Source organism: Streptomyces sp. CB09001 (genome assembly GCF_003369795.1).
GTDB lineage: Bacteria > Actinomycetota > Actinomycetes > Streptomycetales > Streptomycetaceae > Streptomyces.
Genome location: NZ_CP026730.1, coordinates 6,263,649 through 6,278,643, shown reverse-complemented (window position 1 = coordinate 6,278,643; position 14,995 = coordinate 6,263,649). Strand labels below are relative to the sequence as shown.

Annotated in this window: 13 protein-coding genes; 7 read left to right on the top strand and 6 right to left on the bottom strand. The window is 72.0% G+C overall.

Annotated features, from left to right (window positions below; all coding sequences use genetic code 11):
* Positions 1 to 145: 145 nt before the first annotated feature.
* Positions 146 to 988, top strand: a complete 843-nt coding sequence (locus C4J65_RS29080) for a hypothetical protein (RefSeq protein WP_115745074.1) — start codon at positions 146 to 148, stop codon at positions 986 to 988.
* A 72-nt stretch (positions 989 to 1,060) separates the two neighbouring features.
* On the opposite strand, the gene C4J65_RS29075 is transcribed toward C4J65_RS29080, so the two are convergent.
* From C4J65_RS29075 to C4J65_RS29065, 3 genes are read right to left on the bottom strand one after another with little or no spacing between them, the layout of a single operon-like run.
* Positions 1,061 to 1,753: an alpha/beta fold hydrolase gene (locus C4J65_RS29075; protein ID WP_115745073.1), complete on the bottom strand. Its 693-nt coding sequence runs from the start codon at positions 1,751 to 1,753 to the stop codon at positions 1,061 to 1,063.
* A gap of 42 nt (positions 1,754 to 1,795) precedes the next feature.
* The gene (locus tag C4J65_RS29070) at positions 1,796 to 2,575 is read right to left on the bottom strand and encodes an ABC transporter permease (RefSeq protein ID WP_115745072.1); all 780 of its coding nucleotides are present in this window, start codon (positions 2,573 to 2,575) and stop codon (positions 1,796 to 1,798) included.
* Entirely contained in the window at positions 2,575 to 3,573 is a 999-nt protein-coding gene (locus C4J65_RS29065) for an ATP-binding cassette domain-containing protein (protein ID WP_115745071.1), read from the bottom strand. Before C4J65_RS29065 ends, C4J65_RS29070 begins: the two co-directional genes overlap by 1 nt.
* A 194-nt stretch (positions 3,574 to 3,767) precedes the next feature.
* On the opposite strand from C4J65_RS29065, the gene C4J65_RS29060 reads away from it, so the two are divergent.
* Positions 3,768 to 4,208: an SCP2 sterol-binding domain-containing protein gene (locus C4J65_RS29060; RefSeq protein WP_115745070.1), complete on the top strand. Its 441-nt coding sequence runs from the start codon at positions 3,768 to 3,770 to the stop codon at positions 4,206 to 4,208.
* An 85-nt stretch (positions 4,209 to 4,293) separates the two neighbouring features.
* Here C4J65_RS29060 and C4J65_RS29055 read toward each other — a convergent pair whose 3' ends face one another.
* Entirely contained in the window at positions 4,294 to 5,946 is a 1,653-nt protein-coding gene (locus tag C4J65_RS29055) for an AMP-binding protein (protein WP_115745069.1), read from the bottom strand.
* Between the two features lie 408 nt (positions 5,947 to 6,354).
* Between C4J65_RS29055 and C4J65_RS29050 the strand changes: the two genes are divergently transcribed.
* Positions 6,355 to 7,053 (top strand): response regulator transcription factor, encoded by a 699-nt coding sequence (locus tag C4J65_RS29050; RefSeq protein ID WP_115745068.1) that lies wholly within the window; start codon positions 6,355 to 6,357, stop codon positions 7,051 to 7,053.
* 7 nt (positions 7,054 to 7,060) lie between these two features.
* On the opposite strand, the gene C4J65_RS29045 is transcribed toward C4J65_RS29050, so the two are convergent.
* Both C4J65_RS29045 and C4J65_RS29040 read right to left on the bottom strand, forming a co-directional pair.
* Complete coding sequence (locus C4J65_RS29045; protein WP_240330652.1) at positions 7,061 to 9,268, bottom strand: heavy metal translocating P-type ATPase; 2,208 nt, start codon at positions 9,266 to 9,268, stop codon at positions 7,061 to 7,063.
* 395 nt (positions 9,269 to 9,663) lie between these two features.
* Positions 9,664 to 10,128, bottom strand: coding sequence for a MerR family transcriptional regulator (locus C4J65_RS29040; protein ID WP_240330546.1), 465 nt, complete (start codon positions 10,126 to 10,128; stop codon positions 9,664 to 9,666).
* Between the two features lie 86 nt (positions 10,129 to 10,214).
* Here C4J65_RS29040 and C4J65_RS29035 point away from each other — a divergent pair, with 86 nt between their 5' ends.
* From C4J65_RS29035 to C4J65_RS29020, 4 genes are all read left to right on the top strand, one after another.
* On the top strand, positions 10,215 to 11,159 hold the full coding sequence (locus C4J65_RS29035) for an NAD(P)/FAD-dependent oxidoreductase (RefSeq protein WP_115745065.1): 945 nt from the start codon (positions 10,215 to 10,217) through the stop codon (positions 11,157 to 11,159).
* Positions 11,160 to 11,165: 6 nt separating this feature from the next.
* A complete protein-coding gene (locus C4J65_RS29030) occupies positions 11,166 to 12,671 on the top strand; it encodes a DHA2 family efflux MFS transporter permease subunit (protein ID WP_115745064.1) in 1,506 nt (501 codons plus the stop codon).
* Between the two features lie 273 nt (positions 12,672 to 12,944).
* On the top strand, positions 12,945 to 14,162 hold the full coding sequence (locus C4J65_RS29025; RefSeq protein ID WP_115745063.1) for an IS110-like element IS110 family transposase: 1,218 nt from the start codon (positions 12,945 to 12,947) through the stop codon (positions 14,160 to 14,162).
* A 131-nt stretch (positions 14,163 to 14,293) separates the two neighbouring features.
* A complete protein-coding gene (locus tag C4J65_RS29020) occupies positions 14,294 to 14,977 on the top strand; it encodes a class I SAM-dependent methyltransferase (protein ID WP_162833403.1) in 684 nt (227 codons plus the stop codon).
* The last annotated feature ends 18 nt before the right edge of the window (positions 14,978 to 14,995 follow it).

The window sequence follows — 14,995 nt, the reverse complement described above, 5'->3', positions numbered from 1 at the left end:
CTCTTTCGAGGGGGCCAAGGGCAGGGCTCTTCGGACACGTCGTGCTGGGGTGGGCGGGCCGCGTCCGACGGGGGACGGTGCTGGGGATTTCCCGACCGTCGAAGGAGCGACTGTGGAAGGCCCGTCTCGCTCAACCAACCGGCAAGTGCGGCGCACCCTGCTGCGCCTGGTGCCGATTCTGGCCGTGCTCGTCGCGGCCGGAGCGTTCATCGTCGCGAACCGCACCCAGGCCATCACGCCCGAGGGAACGCCCGTGACGCTCACCGAGGCGCTCAAGAAGTACCGCGATCACCCTTCGGCCCTCCGGGACGACCTGGGGCAGATCTCGCACCCGGTGTCGCCCAGCAAGGAGATCAAGGGGTTCAGCAAACCGAAGGCCGGCGTGTACACCTACCGGACCGACGGCGCGGACTCGATCATCTACGACGGCGACAAGTACGAGCGTCCCTTCCCCAAGGAGACCTACGCCCGGGTCCTGCACGCCTCCGGTTGTGTGTGGGAGCTGTACTTCACTCCGATCGAGGAACACACCGACGCCCACCGGCAGTGCAGCGGTCAGGGCGAGTACCTGTGTCTCGCCCACATGCAGAAGGTGAGCTTCGCGGGTATCGAGGGCGACGAGGCCCACAAGTGCAATCCGGCCATGGTCCAGGTGGGCGGGGACGCGGTGCGGGCCGGAGGGAAGGAGGAGACCATCTGCGTCGCGCACGGCAACAGGGCCGCCATCAAGATCAAATACATCGGCGACGAGACCGTCACGGTGGGGGGCGAGGTCCGGCCGGCCCACCATGTACGGATCGACAGCTACGTGAGGGGCGACGGTCTCGACGGTGACGCCGTGGCGGACGTCTGGTTCGACAAGGCGGACGGCCTGTACCTGAAGGTCGTCAGGTCGGCGGACGTGAACGTGGACCGCGGCGGCGGCAACAAGGGCACCTACCGCATCGAGGCGTCGTACTCCCTGGAGTCCCGGACACCCAAGGTCTGATTCCCCGCGCGCACGCCGCGGCGGAGCCGCCCCTGCACGAGGGGTGGCCCCGCCGCGGCGTGCGCGCGGTGGTCACCGTGCCGGTGCGGCGGCCTCCTCGCGCACCGTCCGCAGTACGGGCTCGGGATTGTCCGCGACGAAGAAGTGGCCGCCGGGCACGGTGTGCTGGGCGAAGCTGCCCGTGGTGTGCAGCCGCCAGGGGGCGCACTGGTCGGCGGGCGCCCGGTCGTCGTCGGTGCCGGCCAGGGCCACGATCCGGCAGTCCAGGGGGCGTCCGGGGGTGTACCGGTAGTTCTCGGAGGCGCGGAACTCCGCCCGCAGGCCGGGCTCGGCCGCCTCGCGCAGCGCGGCGTGGTCGAGGAGCTCCGGCGCGGTCCCGCCGAGCGCGCACACCTCCGCCCAGAACTCGGGCGTGGGCAGCTCGGCCAGCTTTCGTCCCGGCGACGGCAGATGGGGTGCCACATGGCCCGTGGCGATCAGCACCGCCGGGCCCGGGCCGCCGCGGGCTCGCAGGACCCGGGCTGTTTCGAAGGCGATCAGCGCGCCGAGGCTGTGGCCGAGGAAAGCGTAGGGGCGGCGCTCGGCCGCCAGGTGGTCGGCGCACGCCTCGGCCAGTGCGGCCACCGAGTCCGGCGTCGTGGCCGCCCGCCCGGGAAGGCGGGCGCCGCGGCCGAGGACCCGCACCTCCACCGGGGCGAGCCGGTCGCCCCACGAACGGTACGGGGAGTCGGCACCGCCGGCATGGGGGAAGCAGTACAACAGCATGACGGAGTACTCCTGTGCGGACGGAGGGGGCGGCGGCCTGGCTCAGTCGCCCACCAGGCGGGTGAAGGACGGGACGACGAAGATCTGGGTCACGACGGTGAGTCCGACGAGCACCGCCACGGCCTTCAGCAGCGCCTCGGTGACGGTGCCGCTCTCCGGGCCCGTCATCAGGGCGCGGATGCCCTCGATGACGTAGGTGAACGGATTCCATGTGGTGAGCGTGGCCAGCCATGACTGCAAGAGGTACGGCGGGGCCGCCGCGGGGCTGGCGAAGAGCAGCAGCACCGACAGCGGCGCCATGGCCAGCGGCGCCTGCGGATTGCGCGTGCGCAGCGCGACGACGTAGAAGATCCCGCCGTAGGCGACCGACCAGAGGGAGGAGAGCAGAAGGAGCAGGACGACGCCCGCCGCACCCGTGTCGACGCGGGCGCCGAGCAGCACGCTGACGCCGAGGACCACGAGGCCGGCCGGCACCACCCGGATGGCGTCGAACAGCAGCCTGGACAGCAGCAGGGCCGAGGGGCGCACGGGCTGGAGCCGCAGCCGGTCGAGGAAGCCGCTCTGCGCGTCGAGGACCAGAGCGGTGGCCGAGTAGCCGGAGCCCATCATGCCGGTGAACAGCAGCAGGCCGGGCGCCATGTAGGCGGCGTAGGGGGTGACGGGGAAGCCGGGGATGAAGGCCATGCGCTCGTAGCTGGACGCCACGAGGGTGATGAGGAACAGCGGGAAGAGGACGGGGAAGACGAAGGCGATCACGGGGCTGCGCAGGCCCTCGCGGAGATTGCGGTTGAGCAGGGTGAGGGTGCCGGAGAACGCGGTCATCAGATGCCTCCCCGGCCGGTGCCGACGGTCCTGGCGAGGGCGGCCGCGCCGATGTTGGCGTCGTTGCCCTTGCCGCGTTCCAGGCCTTCGCCGGTCAGGCGGATGAAGACCTCCTCGATGGTCGGGTCGGTGACGGTGACTCCGGACAGCGGGACGCCGCCGTCGGCGAGGCGCTTGAGCAGGGACGGCAGGACGTCGTCACCGGCCGGCAGGTCGACGCGGAGCACTCCCTCGTCCAGCCGGACGGCCGCGTCGCCGACGGCGGAGGCGGCCAGTTCGCGGGCTTCGGGGGCGACGGGCAGGGTGAGGACCTTGCCGCCGATGCCCTTCTTGAGGTCCTGCGGGGTGTCGATCACGGCGACCGCCCCCTTGTCGAGAATGGCGATGCGGTCGCACAACTCGTCGGCCTCGTCGAGGTACTGGGTGGTCAGGAAGACGGTGCCGCCGTCGCGCCGGTAGCCGCGGACGAAGTCCCACAGGGCCCGCCGGCTCTGCGGGTCGAGGCCCGTGGTCGGTTCGTCCAGGAAGAGCAGCTGCGGAGCGTGCAGCAGGGCGAGGGTCGCGTCGAGCCGGCGCCGCATGCCCACCGTGTAGGTGGCCACCAGCCGGTCGGCCACCTCAGTGAGACCGAAGCCGGTGAGCAGCTCTCCGATGCGTGCGGTGCGCCTGGCGGAGCCCATCCGGCGCAGGGATCCGATCAGCTCCAGGTGCTCACGGCCGGTCATGAGGGGGTCGAGCGCGGCTTGCTGGAGCGAGAGGCCGATGCGGTCGCGCACCTTGGACCGGTGCTTGTCGACATCGAGTCCCAGGACCCTGGCCCGGCCGGATGTCGCGCGCGTGAGCGTGGTCAGGATACGGACGGTGGTCGTCTTGCCCGCTCCGTTGCGGCCGAGGAAGCCGAACACCTCTCCCTCGGCCACCTCGAAGTCGACCCCGTCCACTGCCACCGTGCCGTCGTCGAACGCCTTGTGGAGGCCCTGGGCCTCGATGATGGACATGCCGTTCAGCGTCTTGCCTCGGTCCGGCCCTGAACAGCGCTGTTTCGGAGCGTCGTTCGTGCGCCGCGCGCAGTCCGTCCTAGGTGGCCGATCGGGCCCGTCGAGCGTGCTGTGACTCGGGCGTCCGGTTGGATCTGGGATCGGCTTCCGGACCCGGGTACAACGGTGGCTCCGTACCGTATTGAGGGGATGCCGTGAGTGTCTTTCCCAGCGCAGACTGGCTGAACTCGTATGTCGGACTGATCAATTCCTCGGAGGAGTTCGAGGAGGCGGCGCGCACGTTCCAGGCCGAGATCGCCTTCGTCTTCGAGGCGGAGGAGGAGCGAGGACTGCGGGCCGACGTCTGGTGCCACACGGAATTCGGTGAGGGCAGGTGCAAGTCCGCCGCCTACGACGTGGGCCGGGAGGGGGCGGGCGACACGACGTTCGTGATCAGGGCGCCGTACTCCGTGTGGAAGAGCGTCATCGAGGGCGAGACGGATCCCATCGAGGGGATGCTGGACGGCGACCTGATGGTGACGGGGCATCTGCCCACGCTGCTGAAGTACGTGCGGGCGACCGACGAACTGGTGTCACTGGCCGCCCAGGTCTCCAGCAGCTTCGTCGACGACGTGCCGGTCGACGACGTTCGGTGAGGCGCGCGGGCCCCGGCCCGTTCGTGGATGAAGCCGCCCTGCCGGGTCTGCCCACCGGCGGGGCGGCTTCCGCCTGTGGCGGGAGTCAGCGGGCGGTGGCCACCACGTCGAGTTGGCCGGCGAGGTACCGGTCGCGGCAGGCGCCGCGCCGCTTCTTGCCCGAGGAGGTCTTCGGCAGGGTGGTGGGGCGGACGAGCACGACTTCGGCCGGGGCGTGCTGGGCCGCCGTCCGCAGCCGCTCGAACAGGTCGTGGGCTAGCCGGTCCTGGCTTGCGGTGCCGCCGGTGCCCTCGGCGACGACGACCATGCGCTCCTGGTCGGGCAGGGAGAACGCGATGACGTTGCCGCCGCGCACCCCCGGGACCGCCTCGGCCGTGATCTCGTAGTCCTCGGGGTAGAGGTTGCGTCCGCCCACGATGATCATGTCTTTGACCCGGCCGCAGATGTACAGCTCGCCCTCGTGGAGGAAGCCGAGGTCCCCGGTGTCCATCTGGTCGCCGATGAGCCGCCCCAGGCCGTCGAGGGGTGCGTCGGGCCCGGTCCAGTAGCCGTCGGTCACGCCGGGGCCGCTCACGTGTACTTCGCCGACCTGTCCGTCGGGGAGCCGGTCGCCGCCCGGGCCGTGCACCGTGACGGCGGTGCCCGGCAGCGGGCTCCCGCAGGAGACCAGGGGGCGGGCCGGTAGTTCGTGACCGCCCGTCTGACGGGGCGCCAGGCCGGCGTCGAGCACGCGGACCGCCGCGGTGGCGGGCGCCGCGGTCACTACCAGTGTGGTCTCGGCCATGCCGTAGGTGGGGCAGAGCGCCTCGGCGGGCATCCCGCTCTTGCCCAGCAGGCGCACGGTCTCCTCCACCGTGTCGGCGGTGACCGGTTCGGCGCCGTTGATGGCCACCCGCAGCCGGGACAGATCGAGGGCCGCGGGGCGCAGCTGCTGGGCGCGCACGGCGAGCCGGTAGGCCGAGTTGGGGGCGGCGGTGATCTCGGCGCGGTACGCGGCGACCGTCTCCAGCCAGCTCGACGGCCGGCCGAGGAAGGTCTCGGTGGGCAGCACGACGGTGTGCACGCCGTGCGCGAGGAGGCCGACCACCGAGACGATGCCCATGTCGTGGTAGAAGGGCAGCCAGCTCACGTAGGTGTGCCCGGGGCGCATTCCCAGCCCGGCCATGCACGCGCGGACGTTTCCGACCAGCTGCCCCTGGCGTACCGGGACGGCCTTGGACGAACCGGTGGTTCCCGAGGTGAACTGGAGGAGGCCGAGGGCACGGCCGTCGGGCATCGGGGGCTCGGGGTCCTGCGGTCCGGACAGCGTGGCGTCGAGCGCCAGTACCCGGCAGCCGGCCGGCACCCGGTCGCTCAACCGGTCCGGCCGGTCGGTGAGGACGAGGTGGGCTCCGGAGACGACGACGCGCTGGGCGAGCAGTCCTCCGGAGGAGCCCGCGGGCTCCGGCCGTTCGTGCGGCAGCACCACGGGCACGGCGCCGAGCCGCCACAGTCCGAAGAGGTTCAGCAGGAGCGCCGGCGAGGTGGGCGCGAGCACGCAGACCCGGTCGCCGGGGCGGACGCCCGTGCGGTGCAGCCGGGCGGCGACGGCGGTGGAGAGGTCGTCGAGTTCGGTCAGGGTGAGGCGGGTCGGCCGCATGGACCGGTCGAGCACGGTGAGCGAGCCTCCGCGGCGCGCCGAGCGGCGCAGCAGGTCGGGTATCGACTGCGGTTCGGTTCCTGGCACTTCGGCGGTCATGGGGCGTGGCCTCTCGGTAGCGGGGAGCACCGGGCGCTGCCCCACGCTATGCGGACGGCCGCCGGCCCGCGTCGGTCCTTGGGAGACGCCGTCCGAGGGTGCCTGATCGGTCAGGGTCGGTGGTGTCGCGGGTGTGACCGGGGCAAGAGAAGTGGCGTGTTTCACTCCGTTGCTCCGGGCCCGGGCGTGAACTACTGTCGACCCGATCTACTAGCCCGGCATAGTAGCCACACGTGAATCGTGACCCGTGAACCGTGCACAGTCGTCCTCGGTACACCGGCAGTGCTCCGGCCGCGACCGGACAGAACCGGCGCCGTGGCGACGTGGCGGTCCGCTCCGACGACAGCCCCCCGCGCGACTCCGCCCAGCGGAACCACCTTCTACCTCATCCCCCCAGGAGAAGACGTCGTGACCGAGACAGGCCGCACCAGCGCTCTCGAGTACGCACCCCCCACCCAGGACGGACTGGACATCGCGCTCTTCGTGCCGAACGAAGTGGCGAGGTTCGGCCTGCGCACGATGCTGGACTCGCTCAGGGTCAGGCACCTGATCGAGGCCGACTCGTTCGAAGAACTCGTGGAGCACCTGCAACGGACCGCCGTGAACGTGCTGATCATGTCCTGTCCAGGGCATGACATGGCCCAACAGGAAGAGCCACTCCGTCAACTCGCCGCGATGCACGTCAAGGTGCTGTTCCTGCTGGAGAGCGCGTCCCAGCACACGATCGTCCGCGCCGCCTCGCTGCCCGTCGACGGGTTCCTCGTGCAGTCGGAGCTGACCCGCAACGCCCTGGCCGACGCGCTGCGTCGGATCAGCGACGGCGAACTTTCCATGCCCTCGACGCTCGCCCGTGAGCTGCTGTCCCAGGTGCGCGAACGCAACGGCACCAAGGCTCCGCGCCCGGTGTCCCTGACGCCCCGGGAGCAGCAGGTGCTCTCGCTGGTCGGGGACGGGCTGAGCAACAAACAGATAGCCCGCCGGCTCAGTATCTCGGAGCACGGCGCCAAACGGCACGTGGCCAACGTCCTGGCGAAGCTCAACAGCCCCAACCGGACGCTGGCCGTGGTGACCGCTCTCAAGGAGGGCCTGCTTCCCGCGCAGACCTGATCCCCCCTCAGGCCCGGGACGCGCCGTGCTTCCCGGCCGGGCGCCAGGACCGCAGCCGCAGGCTGTTGCCGACGACCAGCAGCGAACTCGCGGACATGGCCACGGCGGCGAGCATCGGGTTGAGCATGCCGGCGGCGGCGATCGGGATGAGGAGAACGTTGTACGTGAACGCCCAGGTGAGGTTGGAGCCAATGGTCCACATCGCTCGCCTGGCCAGCTCCAGGGCGTCGGCCACCGCCGTCGCGTCGGTGCGCATCAGCGTCACCGCGGCGGCCCCGATGGCCACGTCCGTTCCCGTGCCCATGGCGAGGCCGAGCTCACAACCGGCCAGTGCCGCCGCGTCGTTGACCCCGTCCCCCACCACCGCGGGAACCCGCCCGGATGCCTGCAGCTCCGCCACGACCTCCGCCTTCTCCTCCGGGGAAGCGGAGTGCCGTACCCGGTCGATGCCCAGCTCCCGTGCGACCGCGGACGCGGCACCGGGTCCGTCCCCGGTCAGCAGCATGACCTCGACGCCCAGGGCGTGCAGCCGCACCACCAGTTCCCGTCCGCCCGGCCGCACGGTGTCGCCGAGCGTGAGCACGGCCACGCCCGCGCCGTCGACCTCCACCAGGACGGCCGTACGTCCCGCGGCGTCGGCCCTGTCGCCGGCCTCCCGCAGGACCGGGGGCAGGAGCGCGTCCCGGGGGATCCGCCGAAGACACAGCGCGTGACCCTCCACGGTCCCGCGCACACCGCTCCCGGTCATCGCGGCGAACCCGGAGACGGCACCCGGGGCACGGCCCGCCGGGGGCGCGGCCGCGGCGATGGCACGGCCGACGGGGTGCTCGGACAACTGCTCGACGGCGGCGGCGAGCCGCAGGACGCCGGCGGCGGACCACCCCTCGACGGTCACCGTGTCCAGAAGCCGGATGTCACCCGTGGTGAGCGTTCCGGTCTTGTCCAGCACCACCGTGTCGACGGTCCGCAGCCGTTCCAGCACCTCGGGGCCCTTCAGCAGCACCCCGAACTGCGCGCCGCGCCCCGTGGCCGCGAGCAGCGCGGTGGGCGTGGCCAGTCCCAGCGCACAGGGGCAGGCCACCACCAGCACCGCGACGGCGGTGGTGACGGCGCCCTGCGCCCCGGCGCCCGCGCCCAGCCAGAACCCCACGACGGACGCCGAGACCGCCAGCACCAGGGGGACGAACACTCCCGCGACGCGGTCGGCGAGCCGCTGCACCCCGGCTTTGCCCGCCTGTGTCTCCCAGACCAGCCGGGTGATGCGCGCGAGCCGGGTGTCGGCGCCCACCTCCGTCGCCCGTACGACGAGGGTCCCGCCGGTGCCGAGGGTGCCGCCGGTGACCCGGTCGCCCGGCCCGACCTCCATCGGCGCGCTCTCGCCGGTCAGCAGGGACAGATCGAGCGCGGCGCCGCCGGAGACGACCACGCCGTCGGCGGCAACCCGCTCCCCCGGCCGGACCAGGAACAGCCGGCCCGGCACCAACTGGTCGGCGGGGACACGTCGTTCGACCGGGGGCCCATCGGGCGGGCCGTCGTCGAGGACCGTCACGTCCTTGACCACGAGTTCGGCGAGCGCGTGCAGCGCCGAGCCCGTCCGGCGCCGCACCCGGCCCTCCATCAGCCTTCCGCACAGCACGAACAACGGGATGCCGACGGTCGCCTCCAGATAGACGTGGTCATGCGCCCCGTCCGTGGCGAACGAGAAGGGCATGACCATCCCCGGCGTGCCGGCGGTGCCCAGGAACAGCGCGTAGCACGACCACAGGTAGGAGGCCGCGACTCCCAGGCTGACGAGCGTGTCCATGGTGGCGGTCGCGTGCCGCAGGGCCCGCAGCGCCCGGCGGTGGAAGACGTCGGCTCCCCACAGGGCGACGGGTGTGGTCAGCAGGAAGCAGATCCACTGCCAGTTGCGGAACTGGAGCGCCGGAATCATGGACACGAGCAGCACGGGCACGGCGAGGACGGCGATCAGGGCGACCTTGACGCAGTCCTCGTCGTGGCAGCCGGACGCATCGGGCCCGGTGGGGGTGTCCTCGGGCGTGACGGGTTCGGCCGTGTATCCGGCGCGCCGCACGGCCGCCGTGAGGTCCTCCACCGGTACGTGGGCGGGATGGATCACGCGGGCACGGCCGGTGGCGAGGTTGACGCCGCAGGTGACCCCCTCCATCCGGTGCAGGCGCTTCTCGACCCGGGCCACGCAGGCCGCGCAGGTCATGCCGCCGACCACGAGGTCGGTCGTGGTCAGGGAATCGGCGTCCCCGGCGACCGGTGCGTCGTGGCCGGTGGGCGAGGGTGTCGCCGGGAACGCCCCGGGCCCGGGGGTCATCGGGCGTGCCCGCCGTGGGAGGGGTCGTCACTGGGATAGTGCCACCCCGGGCGGGACTCGGGCGCCACGGGCCCGACGGCCTGCCCCACCCCGTAGAACACGCCCCCCAGCACTCCGAGGACCAGCACGAACCCGACCGTTTTGCCGTGGCCGGCCAAAGGACGTCGCCGCAGTTCTGCATTCATGGTCAGCTAGTCGGATCGGCACGGCGGACGGTTCCCGCGCGGGACGGCCTTTTCCCGCTCCTCCCGGCGCCGCCGCGGTCAGTGGTCAGTGCTCAGTGGTCAGTGGTCCACGGGGCGGGGCGCCGGGCCCTCGGCCGGTGCGCAGGCGGGATCCTCGTCCTCGCGCGCGAGCTGCTGCACCAGCCCGCGGAAGCCGGGACACTGGGTGAAGTCCTCCGCCCGGCAGTCCAGGGCGTGCTCGATCAGCGTCCGTGACGCCACGATCTCCTTGATCCGTCTCTCCAGCTCGGCATGCTGCCTGCGCAGCAGCGACCGTCGCTCGTCCGGGCTGGGGGCGTCCAGTACGGCGCGCAACTGCTCCAGGCTGAAACCGGCGGCCTTGCCCCGCACGATCATCGCGACCCGCGCGATGTGACGCGAGGTGTAGCGGCGGCGGCCGTTGACCCGCTCCGCGGGCGGCAGCAGGCCCGTGGCGTCCCAGTGCCGCAGGACGTGCGCGCGCAGCCCGAACCGCTGGGCCAGCTCGCCGATGGTCATGGATTGCTCGTCCGCGCTTGACTTCATGTTGACATTAACTTGCAGAGTTGGGTTCAGGTCAAGCGGACCGAGAGGCCTCGGGACGAGTACGGAGCGAAAGGACGGAATCGAGCATGCTGGACACGATCATCATCGGCGGCGGCCCCGCCGGAACGTCCGCGGCGCTGACCCTGGGACGAGCCCACCGCACGGTGCTGCTCGCCGACAGCGGCCAGGGGCGCAACGCTCCCGCGGAGGCCGTGCACAACTTCATCACCCATGACGGAACGCCGCCGGAGCGCCTGCGGGAGCAGGGCGCGGAGAACCTGAGCCACTACCCGACGGTCGAGCGGCGCGCGACCGAGGTCTCCTCGGTGCGCCGCGTGGGTGAGGACCACTTCGAGGTCGGCCTCGCGGACGGCGGCACGGCCGAGGCGCGCCGGCTGCTGCTCGCCACCGGCCTGCGCGACGAGCTGCCCGACCTGCCCGGCACGGCCGAGCTGTGGGGCAGGTCGGCGTTCCACTGCCCGTACTGCCACGGATACGAGGCCAGCGACTCCCGGATAGCGGTGCTCGGAGCCGGCCCGGAGCGGGTCCGCCTGGCCCTGCACCTGAGCCGTTTCACCGACACCATGGCCCTGTGCACCGGTGGCGAGCCGCTCGACCCCATGATGCAGATCGTCCTGGAGGCCAACCGCATCGCCGTCCACACCAAGGCGGCGGTCCGGCTGGAGGGCGCGGGCGACCGGCTGCGCCGCATCGTCTTCGAGGACGGCACCTCCCTGGAGCGGGACGCCGTCTTCATCAAGACCACCCTGCGTCAGCGGGCACCCTTCGCCGAGCAGCTCGGCTGCGTCCTCTTCCCGGACGCCTGCGTCGAGGTCAACGAGTTCGGCCAGACCAGCGTCCCGGGCGTGTACGCCGCCGGCGACATGGCCCGCCGGGCCACCGTGCCGGTCCCGCTCGCCGCCGTCGTCGCGGCCGCCGCCAGCGGAACCGTGGCCGGCACGGTCATCGACCAGGACCTGGTGAGCGTCGACTTCAAACTTCCCAACCCGTTCGCGCCTGGGAGGGCCTGACCGGACATGTCCGAAAGCACCCCTACCCCCACCGGCGACCCGTCCGCCGGCCCGGCGGCGGACGCCGCTCCGGGCCCGGCGCACCGGAGCAACGTTCCCCTCGCGACGGCCGGTCTCGTTCTCGGCATCCTGCTGTCCGTACTGGACCAGACGGTCGTCGCCATCGCCCTGCCGGACATCACCGCGGACATCGGCGGAGCCGCTTCCTTCAGCTGGGTCGTCACGGCCTACGTCCTGGCCTCCACGGCGACCGGCACCCTGTACGGCAGGGTCAGCGACCGCTACGGCCGCCGCAACGTGTTCATCGCCGCCGTCGTCCTGTTCTGCGTGGCCTCGCTGCTCTGCGGGATGGCCCAGAGCATGCCGCAGCTGATCGCCGCCCGGGTGCTCCAGGGCATCGGAGCGGGCGCGCTCTTCGTCATTCCCACCGTCGCCCTGTCCGAGCTGTATCCGCAGCACCTGCGCGGCAAGGTGCAGGGCGCCACCGGCGCCGTCTTCGCACTGGCCAGTGTCGGTGGCCCGCTGGTCGGCGGGGTGGTCACCGACTCGTTCGGCTGGCGCTGGATCTTCTTCGTCAACATCCCGCTCGGCATCCTGTCCATCGCCCTGTGCGCCTACGCGCTGCGGCTGCCCCGGGCGGCCGCCCGGGACCGGGTGGACCTGGCGGGTTCGCTGCTGCTCATCGGCGCCGTGGTCAGCCTGCTCATGATCACCGAGTGGGGTGGACGCGAGTACGACTGGGCGTCCGGCCAGATCGCCGGGCTGATGGTGGCGTTCCTCGCGCTCGTCGCGCTGTTCGTCTGGTGGGAGGGCAGGGCCCGCAACCCGCTGCTGCCGCTGCGGCTGTTCACCAACCGCACCCTGCGCCTCACCCTGCCGGCCACGGCCGTCCTCGGGATGCTCCTGTACGGCTCCATCGTGTTCATGCCGACCTTCCTCCAGGCGGCGTACGACATGAGCGCCACCGAGGCGGGGCTGGCGCTCAACCCGTACTTCATCCCGTTCGTGGTGGTCTCCGCCGTCGCGGGCGGCAAGGCGGGCGCCAGCGGTCGCTTCAAGCCGTACCTGCTCACCGGGGCCGTGGTACTGGTCGTGTCCTTCCTGCTGCTGAGCCTGGTCGACGCGGACAGTCCGTACGTCCTGGTGGCGGCCGAGATGGCGGTGCTGGGCTGCGGATTCGGCCTGCTGATGCAGAACCTGGTCGTGGTCAGCCAGAACGCCGCGGCACCGCCGGACCTCGCCGCGACCACCGCCGCCAACCTGTCCATCCGCGGCCTGGGCATGGCCATCGGTGTCGCCCTCTTCGGCAGCCTGCTCGCCCGGGAGACCGGTGACGGCCCGGTCACCCCCGAGGCCACCGCCACCGCGATCCCGGAGGTGTTCGTCTGGGGCGTGCCGGTCGCGGCCCTGCTGGTCCTCCTGATCATGCTGCTGCCCCGTCCCAAACCCGCCGGATCGGGCCAGGAGCAGACCTCCGGGTCGGCCACCGTGCCGGGGCCCGGCACGGCCTGAACAAGCCATCCCCCGTTATGTTTTCCGCGGTCCTGCAAGAGGGCCGCTGGCCTCCGGGCCCGGCATGACTGTGTCCCCCTGTCGAAGGTATGACCTGGGGGGTGGTGTCACCGGGCCCGGGAGGTGCCGTCGGAGACGCTGATGAGAGGTCCGGCCACCGCCCGGTCCGGCGCAATGCCGGACAGCTCGCGGGCGGCAGGTCTGCATAACGTGGATGCGCGCGTACGACACCACTGCCGAGGCCGGCACGTGCAACTCACCTGAAAGGGCGCGATGTTCGACACCGAAGACGTGGGCGTGTTCCTCGGCCTGGACGTCGGCAAGACCGCTCACCACGGCCACGGACTCACCCCGGCCGGGAAGAAGGTCCTCGACAAGCAGCTGCCCAACAGCGAGCCGAGACTGCGGGCCGTCTTCGACAAGCTGGCCGCGAAGTTCGGCACGGTCCTGGTGATCGTGGACCAGCCCGCTTCCATCGGCGCCCTCCCGCTCACGGTCGCCCGGGACGCCGGCTGCAAGGTCGCCTACCTGCCCGGCCTGGCGATGCGGCGGATCGCCGACCTGTATCCCGGCGAGGCCAAGACCGACGCGAAGGACGCAGCGGTCATCGCGGACGCGGCCCGCACGATGGCGCACACCCTGCGTTCCCTGGAGCTCACCGACGAGATCACCGCCGAGCTCTCGGTCCTCGTCGGCTTCGACCAGGACCTCGCGGCCGAGGCCACCCGCACCTCCAACCGGATACGCGGCCTGCTCACCCAGTTCCACCCCTCGCTGGAGCGCGTCCTGGGCCCCCGCCTCGACCACCAGGCCGTCACTTGGCTGCTGGAGCGCTACGGCTCTCCGGCCGCACTGCGCAAAGCCGGACGCCGCAGACTCGTCGAGCTCGTCCGGCCCAAGGCCCCGCGCATGGCCCAGCGGCTGATCGACGACATCTTCGACGCCCTGGACGAGCAGACCGTCGTGGTCCCGGGAACCGGCACCCTCGACATCGTCGTGCCCTCCCTGGCCAGCTCTCTCGCCGCTGTCCACGAACAGCGCCGGGCCCTGGAAGCCCAGATCAACGCCCTGCTGGAGGCCCACCCTCTTTCCCCGGTCCTGACGTCGATGCCCGGCGTCGGCGTCAGGACCGCCGCCGTCCTGCTGGTCACCGTCGGCGACGGCACCAGCTTCCCCACCGCCGCCCACCTGGCCTCCTACGCCGGACTCGCCCCGACCACGAAGTCGTCCGGTACCTCGATCCACGGCGAACACGCGCCCCGAGGCGGCAACCGCCAGCTCAAACGCGCCATGTTCCTGTCCGCCTTCGCCTGCATGAACGCCGACCCCGCCTCCCGCACCTACTACGACCGCCAGCGAGCCCGCGGCAAAACCCACACCCAGGCCCTCCTCCGCCTCGCCCGCCAACGCATCAGCGTCCTGTTCGCCATGCTCCGAGACGGCACCTTCTACGAATCCCGCATGCCCGCGGGCGTCGAGCTCGCGGCATGACCCCAGCAAGACCGAATCACCCCAAACCCGACAGGGGCGCCTTGACGAAGGACATAGAGGCACCCCCCCTGCCCCGGGGCGCGCACCGCGCGCCCCGGGGCACCACCCCTGAACAGCGGGAGCGCCCCCCCATGATGCGTACCGTCCTCGCCGCCGCCCACCGCTCACTGCACCGGATCGCCGAGCACCGGCATCCTTCCCCGCACCGGGGCACCGCTCCGGACCCGGGCGGGATGGGCATCAGCGGCGAGGCGTACGACCGGCTCTCCGGCAGGCTCCTGAGCGGCCTGTACCGGCACGCCGCCACGGAGACGTGCCGGGCCCCCCGGGAAGGGGTCGCCGTCGACATCGGCACCGGCCCGGGCAGACTGCTCGTGCGCGTCGCCCGCAGCCGCCCCGACCTCACCCTGCACGGCGTGGACATCTCGCCGTCGATGGTGCGCCGGGCGCGGTCCAACGCCGAGCGGTACGGGCTCGGGGACCGGATCATCGTGCACCTCGCCGACGGCACCGGGCTGCCGTTGCCCGACGCGTGCGCCGACGTGGTGGTCTCGACCCTCAGCATGCACCACTGGTCCGACACGCACGCCACCGTCGCGGAGGCGGCCCGCGTGCTGCGTCCCGGCGGCCGGCTCGTGGTCTTCGACTTCCGCTCCGTGTCCGACGCGCCACTGCGGCAGGGCGCGGCGGCCCGGCCCGAGTTCAGCGGCCAGCAGGTGAGCCGTTCCCTCGTCACCGGAGCGCCCTGGCTGCCCTTCCCCCTCTTCGCCCGCCTGACCGTGCGGTCGAGGGTGCCGGGCGAAGCGGGCGACTGACGTGGCGGCGAGGCCGGA